The organism is Brevundimonas nasdae (assembly GCF_019395145.1).
GTDB lineage: Bacteria > Pseudomonadota > Alphaproteobacteria > Caulobacterales > Caulobacteraceae > Brevundimonas > Brevundimonas nasdae.
Map to the genome: position 1 here is coordinate 2,237,995 of NZ_CP080034.1, position 17,202 is coordinate 2,255,196.

The 17,202-nt window shown below is 61.4% G+C and carries 8 protein-coding genes, 4 tRNA genes, 3 rRNA genes, 1 pseudogene and 1 riboswitch; of the genes and pseudogenes, 3 read left to right on the forward strand and 13 right to left on the reverse strand.

What is annotated here, in order from left to right; all coding sequences use genetic code 11:
• Window positions 1-49: 49 nt before the first annotated feature.
• On the reverse strand, window positions 50-487 hold the full coding sequence (locus tag KWG56_RS10945; RefSeq protein WP_201098983.1) for a DUF2147 domain-containing protein: 438 nt from the start codon (window positions 485-487) through the stop codon (window positions 50-52).
• Window positions 487-1,233 (reverse strand): ubiquinone biosynthesis protein COQ4, encoded by a 747-nt coding sequence (locus KWG56_RS10950; protein WP_244999478.1) that lies wholly within the window; start codon window positions 1,231-1,233, stop codon window positions 487-489. The genes KWG56_RS10945 and KWG56_RS10950 overlap by 1 nt, the downstream gene beginning before the upstream one ends.
• Before the next feature lie 115 nt (window positions 1,234-1,348).
• Here KWG56_RS10950 and KWG56_RS10955 point away from each other — a divergent pair, with 115 nt between their 5' ends.
• The 3 genes and pseudogenes from KWG56_RS10955 (at window position 1,349) to KWG56_RS19065 (ending at window position 2,928) form a co-directional block, all read left to right on the forward strand.
• Window positions 1,349-1,963 carry a TetR/AcrR family transcriptional regulator gene (locus tag KWG56_RS10955; protein ID WP_219352969.1) on the forward strand — a complete coding sequence of 205 codons (615 nt, stop codon included), beginning with the start codon at window positions 1,349-1,351 and terminating at the stop codon, window positions 1,961-1,963.
• A gap of 266 nt (window positions 1,964-2,229) precedes the next feature.
• Window positions 2,230-2,385 (forward strand): annotated as a pseudogene (locus KWG56_RS10960) (IS5/IS1182 family transposase); the annotation flags it as partial.
• 240 nt (window positions 2,386-2,625) lie between these two features.
• Window positions 2,626-2,928 (forward strand): recombinase family protein, encoded by a 303-nt coding sequence (locus KWG56_RS19065; RefSeq protein ID WP_373274053.1) that lies wholly within the window; start codon window positions 2,626-2,628, stop codon window positions 2,926-2,928.
• Window positions 2,929-3,306: 378 nt separating this feature from the next.
• Here the strand turns inward: KWG56_RS19065 and KWG56_RS10970 are convergent.
• From KWG56_RS10970 to KWG56_RS11020, 11 genes are all read right to left on the reverse strand, one after another.
• Window positions 3,307-3,383, reverse strand: a tRNA-Met gene (locus tag KWG56_RS10970).
• Window positions 3,384-3,462: 79 nt separating this feature from the next.
• Window positions 3,463-3,577: ribosomal RNA gene (gene rrf, locus KWG56_RS10975) — 5S ribosomal RNA — on the reverse strand.
• 89 nt (window positions 3,578-3,666) lie between these two features.
• Window positions 3,667-6,445, reverse strand: a 23S ribosomal RNA gene (locus tag KWG56_RS10980).
• 266 nt (window positions 6,446-6,711) lie between these two features.
• A tRNA-Ala gene (locus tag KWG56_RS10985) sits at window positions 6,712-6,787 on the reverse strand.
• 78 nt (window positions 6,788-6,865) lie between these two features.
• Window positions 6,866-6,942 (reverse strand) — tRNA-Ile (locus tag KWG56_RS10990).
• 180 nt (window positions 6,943-7,122) lie between these two features.
• Window positions 7,123-8,583, reverse strand: a 16S ribosomal RNA gene (locus tag KWG56_RS10995).
• Together the 16S, 23S and 5S rRNA genes with 3 tRNA genes alongside form the textbook arrangement of a ribosomal RNA operon.
• 995 nt (window positions 8,584-9,578) lie before the next feature.
• Window positions 9,579-9,655: transfer RNA gene (locus KWG56_RS11000), tRNA-Arg, on the reverse strand.
• 154 nt (window positions 9,656-9,809) lie between these two features.
• Complete coding sequence (locus KWG56_RS11005) at window positions 9,810-10,802, reverse strand: amidohydrolase family protein (RefSeq protein WP_219354789.1); 993 nt, start codon at window positions 10,800-10,802, stop codon at window positions 9,810-9,812.
• A gap of 59 nt (window positions 10,803-10,861) precedes the next feature.
• On the reverse strand, window positions 10,862-12,817 hold the full coding sequence (locus KWG56_RS11010) for a S9 family peptidase (protein WP_219354790.1): 1,956 nt from the start codon (window positions 12,815-12,817) through the stop codon (window positions 10,862-10,864).
• Window positions 12,818-12,905: 88 nt separating this feature from the next.
• Window positions 12,906-15,593, reverse strand: coding sequence for a TonB-dependent receptor domain-containing protein (locus tag KWG56_RS11015; RefSeq protein WP_244999479.1), 2,688 nt, complete (start codon window positions 15,591-15,593; stop codon window positions 12,906-12,908).
• Between the two features lie 179 nt (window positions 15,594-15,772).
• Window positions 15,773-15,862: riboswitch (glycine riboswitch) on the reverse strand.
• 207 nt (window positions 15,863-16,069) lie between these two features.
• Window positions 16,070-17,161, reverse strand: a complete 1,092-nt coding sequence (locus KWG56_RS11020; protein WP_219354792.1) for an ABC transporter substrate-binding protein — start codon at window positions 17,159-17,161, stop codon at window positions 16,070-16,072.
• Between the last annotated feature and the right edge of the window lie 41 nt (window positions 17,162-17,202).

Here is a 17,202-nt window from a genome sequence, read left to right on the forward strand (position 1 = left end):
GTCAGCGGCACAGCCATTCAAAATTCGATCAAATGCCCCGCAACACCTGTCAGCGCAGGCGGGTCCAGGTCTGCGTCCGGCACAGCAGCGGCGCGATGCAGCCCCGCACGGCCAAACGATCTGCGCTGACCAGCTTCAACGTGCCGGTCGGCGCGCCCTGACCGGTTTCCGGGTCATACAGCGGCCCGCCGCTCCACTCCTGCGGTCCGCCGGAAAAGCCCTGCAGAACCAGCACGCCCTGCAGCGGGCGATCACGCAGAGCCGTGTTGCGGTTCCTGACGTCGCGCTGATCCGGATTAGCGCGCAGGGCGGCGGCGTCGGCCAGTCGCCCGCACAACTGGACGCCGCAGCGTTCGATCACGACCACGCCGTTCTGCGCCGAGGTGCGCCAGCGGCCCAAAATGGCGTCCCCGTCCTGAGCCGCCGCTGGAACAGGCGTCAACACGGCGCAGACGGCCGCAGCCAGCACCATAAACCCGCGCCGCATCAGCCTTTCCCGCCCTGATAGGCGTTGCGGACGGACGGCGGCACCTGATCGTACAGCGTCGGCGGTGCGATCTTCAGTCGAAGACGCGCCTCATCCAGCGGTTCGGCCAGCAGCTTTTCGTAATCCTCGCCCGGCAGCCAGGCGGCTCGACGCCCGTTCAGCCACGCCTGCAGCACCGCCCGCGCGCACGGATAGCCGGTGCGGGCGCGCATGAACTGAACCGCTATGCCGCCCGCGATCAGGCCGAAACCGGCGCTGCGGGTCTGGGGCAGGGAAAAAGCCACCACGCAGGCCTCGCCCAGTGCGTCGGAATGATAGCCGGTCAACACGTGCCAGATGTCATGAACGTCCCGCAGCCGCCGCGCATACCAGGCGCGCGGATGCGCCGCCTCGATCTCGGTGTCGGCGACCTTGCGGCTGTCTTCCGCCAGCCCATAGGCGGTGAAATTCTGCGGATCGATGAAGGCGCAATAGGCGGCGCCGACCGTGCCGGGCTTGAACTGCGCCAGCCATTGGCGGTCCTGCAGCAGGTCCGACAGCTCCAGCCGCTCATAGGCCTGTTTGCCGCCTGCCGGGGTGTCCATCATGCGGCGATAGCCCCAGTCCGGCGAACGTCCCGACAGGGCGTTCATGATCTCGAACACCTGACGGGTGTCGTCCTTGTCCGCCACCAGACCTCGAAACGCCCGGAGCGCCCTTACAGGCTGCACCCGGCGCAGCGTGGCCGCAGATGGCTGCCGCGACACCGACGCCGCCCCCGAGCCCCCCTCCAAAGAGGGCGAAATTGCTGAAATCGCTTGCACTTGCCCACACTTCCCAAGAAGGTTAAACATACTATCTACATTATTGTCATTTACAGCCATGTCAATTGCAAAAATAGCCGCCCCGCGCCGACGTCGACGCACGCCCGACGAGGCCCGCCGCGAGGCCGTGGCCTCAGCCCGTCGTCTGCTGCTGGCAGGCGGCCCTGACGCCATGACCCTGTCGGCCGTGGCGGCGGACATCGGGGTGACCCATGCGAACCTGATCCACCATTTCGGTTCTGCCGCAGGGCTCCAGTCGGCCCTGATGGGATCAATGGTCGCCGACCTGAACCAGGCGCTGACGACCGCCGTGGCTCGCCTGCGCACCGATGAGGGCGCGCCGCTGGAGCTGGTCAACGCCGTATTCGACGCCTTCCTCGAAGGCGGCGCGGGGCGGCTGGCCGCCTGGATCGCAATGTCGGGAGACCTGTCGCATCTGGAGCCGGTGCGCGAAGCCGTGCAGGACCTGGTCCACGCCATCGGCGAGAAGATGGGGGAAAGCGGTCATGCGCGCGAACGGATCGGCTCCGCCGTCCTCTTCATCGCCCTCACCGCCTTCGGCGAGTCCCTGATCGGCGATCCGCTCCGCAACATGCTGGACCAGCCCGAGAACGCCACCCGGTCCGTAGTGGCCAGCCTGCTTCCCTATTTTGTCGGTAAAGCCGAGGTTTGAACCGGCCGACCAAAAACTGCATCAATACGACCTCAAGGCGAATTCGTATTGACATTTACGTTCATAGAACGATCTTGAACAGGCATGGACGGGCCCGCACAAACCTCAAGCGCGCGCCGTCCAGGCGAGGTTCCTGCTAAGAATCCCATGACCTTCCCGTCCAGGCTCGTTCTGGACGGGCTTTCTCACGTGATGATCGGATTAGGTTTCAGGCTGCAAGACTGATCCAACCATTTGGCGAAATGGCGAACAGCAGTGAGATCAAGCGGCGAAGCCTGGTCGAACACCCGTTCGGCACCATCAAGGCCTGGATGGGCCCCCATTTTCTGATGAAACGCCCGCCAAACGTAAAGACCGAGATCAGCCTCCATATCCTGGCCTGCAACATGAAACGGGTCATGGCGGTGCTGGGCGTGCGGCCAGGGATTTCGACCAACATCTTCAGTTTTCCGCCAAGGGCGGCGATATGCTTTTCAAGGCTGGACACCATCAAATCCTCCCGGCGTTCGGTTCTCGAAACATGATGCTGGGAGGTGCTTGCGGCCTTAGCGACTTCGGCTTGAGTAAGGCCGGGCCGCAAGACCCGGCGCGGCCTCCAGGGCGTCGCACGCTCCGGTCGGCATACAGGCGGGCTGTTCTACAGCTATCGCATACGCCGCGAAGTGGATTCCGCCGGAGAACCAATACGTGGCTTGAGAGACATCGATCCAGCAGAAGCCGGAGCCGTTAGAGAAATCTTCCGCCGATATGTCGCTGGCGTCTCGCCACGCGCCATCGTGAGCGATCAGAACGCCAGAGGCGTCGCCAGCGCGCGCGGCGGCGATTGGAAAGCCTCCACCATCAAGGTAATGCGGGTCGTGGCAACGGCGTCATCCATAACGCCCTCTATCGTGGTGAACTGGTGTTGGCAGGCAGACCCGGATCAAGGCTTGCCACACGGGCAAACGCAAGGCCCGCACGACTGAAGCCGCGGACCTCGTGCACAGCCAGGCGCCCGCCCTTCGGATCGTGTCCAACGATCTTTGGCAGAGCGTTCGCGAACGCTATGCGCAAAACCAGTTCGGCCCTCACAAGGCGTCCTCTGAACTGTGTGCGGCCCCGACATCTGCCGACGGCCCCATGATCCGCAGCAGCGGCGAGCTAAGACTCGTAGTCGATGCGTGACATCGGCCCAATCTGAGCGCGTAGGGTCACAGCGCTTTCGCGAAGAAGTGGTCATTTCCACTTCCCCGCCTAGGTTTGCGCGCTGGGTGCTTCCGCGTGGCTTCCACGGGTGGATTCGAGGTGGGGAATTTGGTCAAAGAAAAACCCGCTATCCTATTGGATATAGCGGGTTAAAATCTTGGGTGCGGGAGTAGGATTTGAACCTACGACCTTCAGGTTATGAGCCTGACGAGCTACCGGGCTGCTCCATCCCGCGGCAAACGGTAGTGTCGTTAAGGAAGAACGGTTCGAGAAGAGCCTTTTGGGGCTGCGCAATCATTCTGTCCGCCTGGTAGACCCGGCGGCGACCTACTCTCCCGCGCCTTAAGACGAAGTACCATTGGCTCTGGAGGGCTTAACGACCGAGTTCGGAATGGGATCGGGTGGGGAACCTCCGACATAGCCACCAGGTCAACGAGGCGGACAGAAGGATTGCGAAGAAGACATTGTCGTGACGATCATCTGGTCAAGGATGATCATCGAATGAGTTTTGCTGAGAAACGATCAAACCGATCGGATTATTAGTACCAGTAAGCTTCACGCGTCGCCGCGCTTCCACACCTGGCCTATCAACGTGGTAGTCTTCCACGATCCTCAGCGAAGCCTTGTTTTGAGGTTAGTTTCCCGCTTAGATGCTTTCAGCGGTTATCTATTCCATACTTAGCTACCCTGCTGCACAGCTGGCGCCATGACAGGTACACCAGAGGTATGTCCATCCCGGTCCTCTCGTACTAGGGACAGATCCTCTCAAGCTTCGAACACCCACGGCAGATAGGGACCAAACTGTCTCACGACGTTCTGAACCCAGCTCACGTACCACTTTAAATGGCGAACAGCCATACCCTTGGGACCTGCTCCAGCCCCAGGATGTGATGAGCCGACATCGAGGTGCCAAACTTTGCCGTCGATATGGACTCTTGGGCAAAATCAGCCTGTTATCCCTAGAGTACCTTTTATCCGTTGAGCGATGGCCCTTCCACTCGGGACCACCGGATCACTATGGCCGACTTTCGTCTCTGCTCGACTTGTCAGTCTCGCAGTCAGGCGAGCTTATGCCATTGCACTCGACGAGCGATTTCCGACCGCTCTGAGCTCACCATCGCGCGCCTCCGTTACACTTTGGGAGGCGACCGCCCCAGTCAAACTACCCACCACGCCATGTCCCGGGACCGGATAACGGCCCTCGGTTAGACGTCAACGACAGTAAGGGTGGTATTTCAAGGACGACTCCACCAGAGCTGGCGCCCCGGTTTCATAGTCTCCCACCTATCCTACACATACGGTCGCTAACGCCAAGGCGAAGCTATAGTAAAGGTTCATAGGGTCTTTCCGTCTGACCGCGGGAACCCCGCATCTTCACGGGGAATTCAATTTCACTGAGCCTGTGCTGGAGACAGTGGGGAAGTCGTTACGCCATTCGTGCAGGTCGGAACTTACCCGACAAGGAATTTCGCTACCTTAGGACCGTTATAGTTACGGCCGCCGTTTACCTGGGCTTCAGTTCGGAGCTTTCACTCCTCCCTTTAACCTTCAGGCACCGGGCAGGCGTCAGACCCTATACGTCGCATTGCTGCTTCGCAGAGCCCTGTGTTTTTGCTAAACAGTCGCTACCCCCTGGCTTGTGCCACTCATTCCTGCTTGCGCAAGGTGAGTCACGCTTATTCCGAAGTTACGCGTGCAATTTGCCGAGTTCCTTCAGCACAGTTCTCTCAAACGCCTTGGTATGCTCTACCTGACCACCTGTGTCGGTTTCGGGTACGGTCTCTGCTGGAGTTATTTCCTGGGACAACGCCCCCGCACACACAATCCAATAAGTGGGTACGAGTTAAGCCATCCGTCACTTCCAGCTGGTGCAGGAATATTTACCTGCTTCCCATCGACTACGCTTTTCAGCCTCGCCTTAGGGGCCGACTAACCCTGCGCAGATTAGCTTTACGCAGGAACCCTTGGTCTTTCGGCGAGAGTGTCTCTCACACTCTTATCGTTACTCATGTCAGCATTCTCACTTCCGATACCTCCAGCCAGGCTCACGCCTGACCTTCACCGGCTTACGGAACGCTCCGCTACCGCTTGCAGTAAACTGCAAACCCATATCTTCGGCGCACGGCTTGAGCCCCGTTACATTTTCCGCGCAGGATCGCTTGATCAGTGAGCTGTTACGCTTTCTTTAAAGGATGGCTGCTTCTAAGCCAACCTCCTGATTGTCAAAGCAATCCCACATCGTTTCCCACTTAGCCGTGACTTGGGGGCCTTAGATGATGGTTAGGGTTGTTTCCCTTTTCACGACGGACGTTAGCACCCGCCGTGTGTCTGCCCGATAGTTCTCTTGGGTATTCGGAGTTTGGTTAGTATTGGTACCGCTCGCGCAGCCCGCAACCATCCAGTGCTCTACCCCCCAAGGAATTCGTCGGACGCTCTACCTAAATAGATTTCGCGGAGAACCAGCTATGTCCAGGTTTGATTGGCCTTTCACCCCTATCCACAAGTCATCCCAGAATTTTTCAACATTCACGGGTTCGGTCCTCCAGTTAGTGTTACCTAACCTTCAACCTGCTCATGGATAGATCACCTGGTTTCGGGTCGTCATACGTCGAACTTAGCGCCCTATTCAGACTCGCTTTCGCTGCGCCTACACCTAACGGCTTAAGCTTGCTCGACACATGAAGTCGCTGACCCATTATACAAAAGGTACGCCGTCACCGCGCTTGGCGGCTCCGACTGCTTGTAGGCTTCCGATTTCAGGATCTGTTTCACTCCCCTTGTCGGGGTGCTTTTCACCTTTCCCTCACGGTACTTGTTCACTATCGGTCGTAGAGGAGTACTTAGGCTTGGAGGGTGGTCCCCCCATGTTCAGACAGGATTTCACGTGTCCCGCCCTACTCGAGTCTCTTGCTGTTTGATGACTACGGGGCTTTCACCCACTATGGCCGACCTTTCCAGATCGTTCGTCTTTATTTCACAAGAGCACTGGCCTGGTCCCGGTTCGCTCGCCACTACTACGGGAGTCTCGGTTGATGTCCTTTCCTCCGGGTACTGAGATGTTTCAGTTCCCCGGGTTCGCTTAATGAAGCCTATGTATTCAGCTCATTATACCTTTCAACAATCCGCCAATCGCTGCCCCGAAGAGCAGAGTTGGAAGACTGTAAAGGTGGGTTTCCCCATTCGGAAATAACCGGATCAAAGGGTGCTAGCGCCTCCCCGGTTCTTATCGCAGCTTGCCACGTCCTTCATCGCCTCTCTACGCCAAGGCATCCGTCAGAAGCCCTTCAACGTTTGATCGTTTCTCAGCAAAACTCATGCTTGGTTTATTCCGCCCGACTGGAAAGTTGCCGGGGGACCAAGCCTGATTTTTGTCAGACAATGTCTTCTTCTCGAACAAGACCTAAAAGCTCAGGGGAGCCGGTCACGTTCTTCCTTTACGATATCAATGCCTGTCGGCGAGCGCCGACGGGCAATACTTGATGCGATCATGCGAGCTTAACGACGGGTGCGCTAACGCTTTCAAAGCGGGGACCTCGGGTCGTTTCCAGGGCCGCGGGGCGGCCTGGTGGAGCCAGACGGAGTCGAACCGACGACATCCTGCTTGCAAAGCAGGCGCTCTACCAACTGAGCTATGGCCCCATCTCAGGGTGCGCTGCCAGAAGAGCTGTCATCGATACTGCCTAGGCTGGAGACCAGCCCCAGCAAACCAGAATGACCTGGTAGGCCCGGGCAGACTCGAACTGCCGACCTTACGCTTATCAGGCGTACGCTCTAACCACCTGAGCTACGGGCCTATGGCAGCGACAGCCAGGTCGAATGACCCAGGCTCGCGATCGCGTCACCAATACAACAACCCGTATGGCTGATGTCTCAGTGACGAAAGAGGAAAGAGAAACGGAGACGGCGGCGTTCCGCCGTTTATTGGAGCCTCAATAGACAGTCTCGTGAGAGACGGCCTGGAGAAGCATCCTTAGAAAGGAGGTGATCCAGCCGCAGGTTCCCCTACGGCTACCTTGTTACGACTTCACCCCAGTCGCTGACCCTACCGTGGTCGCCTGCCTCCTTGCGGTCAGCGCAGCGCCTTCGGGTAGAACCAACTCCCATGGTGTGACGGGCGGTGTGTACAAGGCCCGGGAACGTATTCACCGCGGCATGCTGATCCGCGATTACTAGCGATTCCAACTTCATGCCCTCGAGTTGCAGAGGACAATCCGAACTGAGACGACTTTTAAGGATTAACCCTCTGTAGTCGCCATTGTAGCACGTGTGTAGCCCACCCTGTAAGGGCCATGAGGACTTGACGTCATCCCCACCTTCCTCCGGCTTAGCACCGGCAGTCCCATTAGAGTTCCCAACTAAATGATGGCAACTAATGGCGAGGGTTGCGCTCGTTGCGGGACTTAACCCAACATCTCACGACACGAGCTGACGACAGCCATGCAGCACCTGTGTCCTAGTCCCCGAAGGGAAAGCCAGATCTCTCTGGCGGTCCAGGCATGTCAAAAGGTGGTAAGGTTCTGCGCGTTGCTTCGAATTAAACCACATGCTCCACCGCTTGTGCGGGCCCCCGTCAATTCCTTTGAGTTTTAATCTTGCGACCGTACTCCCCAGGCGGATTGCTTAATGCGTTAGCTGCGTCACCGAAATGCATGCATCCCGACAACTAGCAATCATCGTTTACGGCGTGGACTACCAGGGTATCTAATCCTGTTTGCTCCCCACGCTTTCGAGCCTCAGCGTCAGTAATGAGCCAGTGTGTCGCCTTCGCCACTGGTGTTCTTCCGAATATCTACGAATTTCACCTCTACACTCGGAGTTCCACACACCTCTCTCATACTCAAGACACCCAGTATCAAAGGCAATTCCGAGGTTGAGCCCCGGGATTTCACCCCTGACTTAAATGTCCGCCTACGCTCCCTTTACGCCCAGTAATTCCGAGCAACGCTAGCCCCCTTCGTATTACCGCGGCTGCTGGCACGAAGTTAGCCGGGGCTTCTTCTCCGGGTACCGTCATTATCGTCCCCGGTGAAAGAATTTTACAATCCTAAGACCTTCATCATTCACGCGGCATGGCTGCGTCAGGCTTTCGCCCATTGCGCAAGATTCCCCACTGCTGCCTCCCGTAGGAGTTTGGGCCGTGTCTCAGTCCCAATGTGGCTGATCATCCTCTCAGACCAGCTACTGATCGTCGCCTTGGTGAGCCTTTACCTCACCAACTAGCTAATCAGACGCGGGCCGCTCTAAAGGCGATAAATCTTTCCCCCGAAGGGCACATTCGGTATTAGCACAAGTTTCCCTGAGTTATTCCGAACCTAAAGGCACGTTCCCACGCGTTACTCACCCGTCCGCCACTAACTCCGAAGAGTTCGTTCGACTTGCATGTGTTAGGCCTGCCGCCAGCGTTCGCTCTGAGCCAGGATCAAACTCTCAGGTTGAGTTGACTTCTGACCTAAGCTTGAAGCCTACCGAAGTAAGCTTGGCATTAGTTCTACGTATTTTATTGACGAGTTCCCACGTCATCGATCCGAAGACCGACGCATGGTATCTTTTCAAAAAGACCGCAGATAGTCAGTGTCGTATGATGACCTCGAAGGGCCATCGCAAGAACACCGCCGCCTGCGTTTCTCTTTCCAAATCAACAATGTCAAAGACCTAAACCGCTCCAGCGGCCCGACTTGTTTAGCGCCGGTGTCGTCGGCGGAGGCGGGTATCTAGTGAAGCCCGATCCTCATGTCAATCGCTCTTTTCAGAGATTTTGCAGACCGAAGAGCGAACCCTTCAAACCGCAAAAAATCGCCGGGAGTAAGCTGCGAGGCTGACCCCTGAAACCGTAGCTCGACGTTTCGAATGAAGCGCGGAACCTAATGAAGCCAACCGATGAAAGCAAGAAGTTTTTCAACCTCTTTTTGGAAAGAACCACCGCAAACGCCGCCCATTCAACCCACAACCAAACCAAACACGCTCAGCCTCGAATGGCGTGGCAAGAGGCCGGTCAGCGCAGCCTTCATCCGGTGTAGCAGACCGGCCGATACTTCCGGCTAGGGCCCCTGCGTAAGCCTGCAGCGTCAGCCATCCGAGCTTCGAGTGCGCGCCCTGCTCGCGTAGTCGCGCCGCCAGTCCTCCGGCACCCCGCGAGCGTGCGGAAAGGATCGGAACAGCATCCCTTTCAATAGCTCGTGGCGCCTACGGCCAAAAAGGTCAGCCTTGGAAGCAACGGGCTCTGAATCAGGCGGTCGCCCGTTTGATCGATGCGTTCGCCCAATCCGGCCACCGGCGAGATCACCTTCGAGCGCTGACACAACGCGTTGAGGTCATCAGCAAGACGGAAGCACGCATAATCGGCTCGCAAACCGAGCTTCTTCGAGCCTTGGCATTCAGTGATGGTGGGGTTTCCGCTGCTGGTAGCGGAGTTCTCGGTTTTAAACCGAAGTGGCGCACCCGAAGAGATTCGAACTCCTGACCCCCAGATTCGTAGTCTGGTGCTCTATCCAGCTGAGCTACGGGTGCGTCTGCCTTGCGGCGAGGGCGGGTCTGTAGCGGCTCGCATCGAATGGCGCAAGCGCTGATCGGGGAAGTTTTGGATGACACCCTGAGAATTACGTCGAAATCCCTCCGTCGGTCGACAATCGAAGCGCGCGCGGCCTGCATGGGCGCAGAGCGCCTAGGGAAAGGCTTGCGCACTACGCACCATCGACGCCTCCGTAGGGGTCAGGGGCAGTCTGGCCAGGGCTCCGTTCAGATAGCCGTCCAGCGGGCCTGAGAAGGGCCAGTCGGAGCCGGGGACGAAACGGTCCACCCCGATGCGGCGCATCATGGCGACAAGGCGCGTCAGGTCGGCCTGGGACGTGTCCGCCTTGAAGGTCTGGGCCAGGTCGAAATAGAGGTTCTGCTTCAACTCGGGTCGTTCGGCCAGGGCGTCGGCGAACCCCTGCATCGCGCTCCAGGTGTTGTCGTCCAGACCGCCCCAGCCGCCGGAATGGGCGATGATGACGGGGACGCCCGCGGCCTGCGGCAGGACCTGGTCCAGAAAGATGCGGACATCCTGTGCGCCGTAATCCGCAGCCCGGGTGCGCATGTGGATCAGGATCGGCATGTGCGCCTGACCGGCTGCGCGGAACACCGCCGCCAGATGGGCGACATCGGCCGGGTCGCGCAGATCGACGCCGGAATTGGTCAGGTGGATCTTCACCCCCGTCGCGAACGGATCATCCTTCCAGCGTGCGATCTCCGACAGGGCTGTGGGGGTCAGCGGATTGACGCCGATGAAGGCGGCCAGCCGGTCCGGATGGGTCCGCGCCTGCATCACCGTAAAGGCGTTGGCGGTGTGGACCAGTTGCGCCGCGTCCGGTCGCGGCGGGACCATCATCGGGCTTTCGGCCAGATAGGCCGTGGACATCATCCACGCCTTGCGCACCCCCGCCGCATCCATGTCCGCCAGCAGATCATCGACCGTCAGCGGCTTGAGGAAGACCTCAGGGCAGGCCCCCGCCCGCCCCAGGCTGCTGCAATAGCTCGGCAGGAAGGCGAGGATTTCGGGCGAATGGACGTGGACGTGGTGATCGACCGCCACCGGCGCTGCGGCAGGCTGGATCGTCGCGCAGGCGGCGAGCGCGATCGCGACCGCACCCGTTAGGGCGGCGAGTTTGAATGTCATGGGGGGATGGTCCGAAAAGCATGACGGGGCCGGCCGCAGCCAGCCCCGTTTGCGGGTCTTCAGCGGGCGGCTTCGCCCAGCAGGGTCTGTTTCCAGAACAGCAGGCTGGTCCAGAAGTAGTAGTCTTCGTTTTCCTTCTTGTGGAAACCGTGACCTTCGTTTTCGGCCAGCAGATGCCAGGCCGTGCCGCCATTCGCCCGCACCGCGCGGATGATCTGGTCGGCTTCGGACGCCGGCACGCGGGGGTCGTTGCCGCCGGTCGCCACCAGCAGAGGAATGCTGATCCGGTCCACGCTGTTCAGGGGCGAGATTTCCTGCAGCTTCGCGCGCTGGACGGGATCGCGCTCGTCGCCATATTCCACCCGACGCAGGTCGCGACGGTAGGACTGGGTGTTTTCAAGGAAGGTGACGAAGTTCGAGATGCCGACGTAGCAGCTGGCCCCCTTCAGCTGGTCGCTGTAGTGCACCGCCGTGGCGTAGCACATGTAGCCGCCATACGAGATGCCGGTCACGGCGAAGCGCGAGGCGTCCAGATCGGGGTTCTGCTTCAGCGCGTCCAGGAAGGCGCCGATGTCCTTGACCGTGTCCTCACGCTTGAACGGGCCGTTGTCCAGATTGACGAACCGGGCGCCATAGCCGGACGAGCCGCGCACGTTCGGGAAGAACAGGGCCACGCCCAGCTCGTTCAGCAGATAGTTCTGCGGCCCCAGGAAGTCCGGGCGGGTCTGGCCTTCCGGCCCGCCGTGGATGTCGATGATCAGCGGACGCTTGCCGGGGAATTTCGCCGCGTCGGGACGATAGAGGAAGCCCGAGATCACTTCGCCGTCGAAGCTGGGGATCTGCACCAGCTCCGGCTCGACATTGACGGCCGGGTCCAGACCGCCCGTCTCGCTGTGGGTCCACTGGGTCACGGCCAGGGTGCGGGGATCGACCGAGAAGGCGTCGCCCGGCGTACGGGCCGACGACATCGACAGGCCGATGGCGCCCCAGGGTGCGATCTCGATCGCATGGCCGATGCTGTAGGGGATCACGCCTGACGGCAGACCACTGACGGTGCGCACCGCCCCCGAAGACGTGTCCAGGATCTTCAGGCGCGATACGCCCGCCTCATTGACCGCATAGGCGATGAACGAGCCGTCAGGCGCGATGGCGTAGTCGCTGACATCCCAGCGCGGCTCAGTGCTGACCGGGGTGAAGCGACGATTGGAGATGCGGCCCAGCCGCAGGAAGTCAGAGTCCGCATTGGAGGTCGCCCAGATGGCGCCGTCCGGCCCGTATTGCGGATCGACGTAAGAGAATTCAGCACGCGGATTCGTCAGCTGCGTCATCCGCCCGCTGGCCAGGTCCAGTTCATAGACCTGCGCGTGGTTGATCGACATCCGGTTCAGGACCAGGGCCTTGGCCCCGTCAGCCGAGAAGTCGGTGATGTTCCAGCCGCCGCCCGAGACCTGGGCCACCAGTCGGTCGCTGGAGGGATCGCGCGGATCAACGACATACAGGTCCATGTCCGCGCCGTTGCGACGCGACGAGGCATAGCCGACCCGCTTGCCGTCGCGGCTCCAGGCGCCGAACCAGTTGCGGCTCTTGCCGTCGGTCACCAGCGTCAGGCGGCCCGAGACCAGGGTGTAGAGTTGATAGAATTCGTCGCCGCCATTGTCCTTCTGGACCACCAGCACGTCGCCGGAGGGGGACAGGGCGCCCGCCATCACCGGCTCGTTCTCAAAGCTGATCTGACGACGGGCGCCGTCAGGGCCTGCCACCGAATGGATCTGATCGGTGGCGCCGAAGCGCGTCTTGATCAGCATCGAACGGTCCGAGGCGTTCCATCCCAGGAAGGCGGCGCGGCGCGACTGCAGATAGGGACGGGTCTCGTTGGCCAGCGCATCGGGCACGGACGGCAGGCCGTCGGCGACGATGGCGGCGGGCTTGGGGACCTCGGCCAGAGCCACAGGGGCCAGGGCGAGCGGCGCCGCCGACATGGCCAGAGCCAGGGCGAGCGAAAGGCGGGAGATCATGAGCGGCCTCTTCAGGCGGGAAGAAAAGGAGCCGCCGACCCCCGGGGTGGAGACCCGGGAGCCGACGACATGAGGTTCGGAACCAGAACTAGAAGCGGTACCGAGCCCCAACCGTGACGTACCGGCCGATTACATCGTAATACGGCGAGAACGACGCCCCCACGGGGGGTTCTTTGTCGAACAGGTTCGTGGCCTTGGCGTACAGTTCGACGCCGTCTGCGCCATACTTCGCCAGGTCAGCCGTCACCCCCAGATCGACGTAGGTGAAGGCGTCGATATGGTTGTTCGAGATAGGGATGGTGGAGTTGTAATTGCCGGCCGAGATGTAGCGGGCGCGCAGATCGACGCCGAACACTTCGCCCTTCCAGCCCAGGCTGGCGTTCAGGCGCAGCTTGGGCACGCCCAGACCGAACGAATAGCCCTGCGACTTCACATATTCGATCTCGGTGATGCCGTCGTCGGTGGTCAGGCTGTTCACCCAGGTGCCGACCAGACGCATCTTCAGACGACCCGTGGCGCCAGGCACCCACAGATCAGCCGCCGACGAATAGGACACCTCGGCGTCCACGCCGTCCGTCTGATACTTGGCCAGGTTCACGAAGGTGGACATGGTGCGGACCAGGTTGCCGCCCGCGTCACGCTCGATCTTGGCGCACAGGGCCGTATTGCCCGAGTTGCAGCGGTTCACCAGATCCTGCGGCGCGATCGTCGTGATCACGTCGTCGATCTTGATGCTGTAATAGTCCAGCGACAGGTTCAGGCCCGGGATCGAAGGCGGCGCATAGGTGACGCCCAGGGTCAGGGTGTCCGCCGTTTCCGGCAGCAGGTTCGGGTTGCCGCCGCCATTGTTCAACACATAGACGTTGGCGCCGTTCTTGGCCGGATCGTTGATCCAGTTGTAGCCGATGGTCGTCGTCGTGAAGAGTTCCGACAGGTTGGCCGAACGGATGTCACGCGACTGGGTGATCCGGCCGCGGAAGCCGGGGAAGAACTCGTTCGTGGCGCCGACCTTCCACGACCAGATCGAGCCAGTTGTGTCGTAGTCGGAGATACGGGCAGCCGCGTTGAACTGAAGATTATTCAGGATCGGCAGATCGCGAACGATCGGCACCAGGACTTCGGCAAAGGCCTCCTTGACGGTGAAATCACCCGCCATGGCCGAGAAGCTGAAGGTCTTGAACGCCTTGGCGGCGTCCAGTTCGCTGACGGTCTGCTTCAGCGATTCCTTGCGGGCTTCGAAGCCGAAGGCCACCGAGACATCACCCGCCGGCAGGGTGACGGGCTCGCCGCGCAGGCTGAAACCGACCGAATCCAGCTTGGTCGTGGCGCGCTGCTGCGGCGTGCCGGTGACATAGTCGATGGCTTCCTGCGACGGCGAACCCAGGCCGAACAGATTGATCGGCACGCAGCCCGAGTTGGCGTTGGTCAGGGTGACGCGGCAGACCGGCTTGCCCGACACCGGGTCGATGACGCTGTCCACGGCGTTGGCGAACTGGGTCTTCAGCAGGAAGCCTGGAGTGTCGATGTTGTTCTCGAACTCGCCGTGGCTGTAGTAGGCGCCCCAGCGCCAGTTACGGCCGAACTCGCCGTCCACCGCCAGGGTGGCCTGGGTCGTCAGACGCTCGAAGTCGATGGTCGAATACGACAGGTCCGAGTTGAAGCGGCCGAACTTGAAGCTGGTCTCGCCTGCAGCCGCCATGGCGCTGCGGATGGCGGGCGACAGGAAGGCGTTGTCGATGCCGATGGTCAGGTCGCCACGGTCGTGGTCGCCGAACCAGATGTAGTTGTTCCACATCCGCGAGTGGCGGATGTCGGCGGTGACGCGCAGGGTGTCGCTGACCTCATAAGTCGCGCTGGCCATGGCGGTGTAGCGCTGCTGCGGCGTGACCAGCGGGCTCAGGTCATCGTTGGACGGGCCTTCGCCGCCGACGGTGTTGGAGCCGCTCTTCGTACCGAAGTTGAACGGACGCAGCGTGCCGTCCGGGTTGAAGACCTTGCCGTTGTTGACGCCCGACAGGATCAGGCCGCCGTAGGCCGCATCGGCCATGCCGACGTTCGGCGTCAGCGCGCCGTTGACGGTCGCCCAGCGGCCGATGTTCGGGCGCGAGTTCTTCGGGATCACGCCGTCGTTGTTCAGATATTCGCCGCCGATGACGAAGTGGCCGCGCCCATCGGCGAAACCACGCCCCCAAGCGCCCTCGTAACGCACCTGCTCGGCGTCGTCATAGGACGAGATGCCGTATTCGGCGCCCAGCTTGCCGCCGGTGAAGTTGCGGTCGATGCCGACGTTGACCACGCCTGCCACAGCGCCCGAGCCCCAGGCCGCCGAGGCGCCGCCGGTCACGACGTCGACGCTCTTCACCAGAACCGACGGGATGCTGTTCAGGTCGTTTTCGCTGGAGACGCGGCGACCGTCGATCAGCACCAGGGTGCGGCTGATGCCCAGGCCGCGCAGGTCCACGGGCGCATTGCCCGCGCCGGTGTTGGTGCCGGTCGTCTGGGGCGAGGTGGTGGCGCGGAACTGGGGCATGTCGTTCAGCGCGGCAGCGATGTTGGGACGGGCGCCGACCGACAGGTCTTCGGCCGTCAGGCGCACGGTCGGGGTCGGGGCTTCAAAGCCGGCGCGGTCGATGCGCGAGCCGGTGACGACGATGTCGCTGACGGATGCGGTCTGTTCCGGGGCGGGTTCTGCGGTCTGGGCCAGTGCGGCTCCGGCGCAGGACAACAGGGCGATGGCGCTGCTGCAGCTGATCAGGCGGGTGTTCAAGCGAGACAAGACGAGATTCCTCATGGACGGCGGCGACGTCCCCTCCCAGGGAAGTCCGATGCGGTTCGGCGCTCTGACGGCGCCATTTCACCCCCGCTGTCTTCGTGCCTGAGAGTTTCAGGCCATCGGCCCTTGCTCCTTCGGCGAAGGCCGCACCCCCCTCGGGTCGCCCTGCTCTCCAGCGTTCATCGTGCAGCTCGGTCCGTTTGCCTGAGCGTTTCCGGGGCGGTTGCGCCTTCGGCGTCGGGGAAGTGTCCGAACTCTCCCGAGCTGCGATCGCCAGTAAGATATCGCAGAGACCTGCTGTCAAACGTCGCGTTTTTGCGTTTTAAAGCCCACAAAACACCGATATATAGAATATTATTCCACTTTCGGTCGCAGCAGAGGCTTCAGCATAAGGCCCAAAACCGTCCAGCGCCCGGACGTGACGGCGTCGTGACAGAAATGCGGCCTTTGCATGATCAGAAGTTATCCACAGGAAACCCTCAGGGCGCGTGCGGATCCAGCGGCGCGCGCGGCGCCCCCTCCATGGCCGCACGCCAGCGGCCCAGCAGCTTCTCGCGACGCTCATGATCCAGATTGGCCAACAGGCCCGGCCCCACCCGAATGGGACGCGCGCCGGGCGGCGATGGACGCAGCGCCGGATCAACGTCATCCCGCGCCGGTCTCATGCCCGCCTTGGCGACCGCCGCCTGACCTTCGCGCGATAGCAGGAAATCCAGAAAAAGCCGCGCCGCATTCGGATGGGCCGCATTGCGCGGGATAAAGGCGACCCGCGAAATCAGCAGGTGGTAGTCCGTGGGCGTGACCAGGGCGATGTCGGGGTGGTCCCTGACCCAGATCCGCCCATAGGACTGGTTCATGTTGAATACGAACAGGGTCTGTCCCGTCGCCAGCCGCCACATCATCCGCTGCCCCGAGGTGTCGAGACGGGGCTTGCGGCGGCCCAGGGCCTCCATCATCCGCCAGGCGTCGGGATAGATCTGGGTGTCCGACGACAACTGCATCAGGGCCACGCCGCTCTGCTCGGCATCATAGACCGCCAGGCGACCGTCGAAGATTTCAGGCCGGGCTTCCAGCAGCCGGATCAGGTCCGCATGGCTGTTCGGCGTCAGCGCAGGCGGCAGCAGGCGACGGTTGTAGGCGAAGACCACCGGCTCGGCCGTGATGCCGAACCCCTGATCGCGCCAGACCATGCCGTCGGGCATGGCGCGCCGGTGGGGCGACCTGTAGGTCTGGGCATAGCCGTCGTTGATCAGCTTGATCTGCACGTCCATCGCGGAGCTCCAGACCAGGTCCGCGCCCGGCCGTCCGGCCAGCACATCCGACACCACATTGCTGGCCAGCATGGTGGAGTTCATGTCCTCCAGACGGATCTCCACCTTGGGATACCGCGCCCGAAAGGCGTCGATCACCGGCCCCAGCATGCTGGTGTTGGTGCGGATCAGCAGCGCGCCTTCCTGCTCGGCCCGCCAGCGGATGTGGGGCGCGGTGCCCGCCCCCTCCGGCTCGCGTCCGCAGGCGGTCAGGGCGAAGGCGGCGGCGAAGATCACGGCGAACAGACCCCACGCCTTCACCACTTCGGCTTTCTCGCTATTGTGGCGCCCATGTCCCCGCT

Bases quoted from the DNA above. Each gene is read 5' to 3' on its own strand.
- KWG56_RS10945 (WP_201098983.1), bottom strand. From the start codon at position 487: ATGCGGCGCGGGTTTATGGTGCTGGCTGCGGCCGTCTGCGCCGTGTTG.
- KWG56_RS10955 (WP_219352969.1), top strand. From the start codon at position 1,349: ATGTCAATTGCAAAAATAGCCGCCCCGCGCCGACGTCGACGCACGCCC.
- KWG56_RS11005 (WP_219354789.1), bottom strand. From the start codon at position 10,802: ATGACATTCAAACTCGCCGCCCTAACGGGTGCGGTCGCGATCGCGCTC.
- KWG56_RS11010 (WP_219354790.1), bottom strand. From the start codon at position 12,817: ATGATCTCCCGCCTTTCGCTCGCCCTGGCTCTGGCCATGTCGGCGGCG.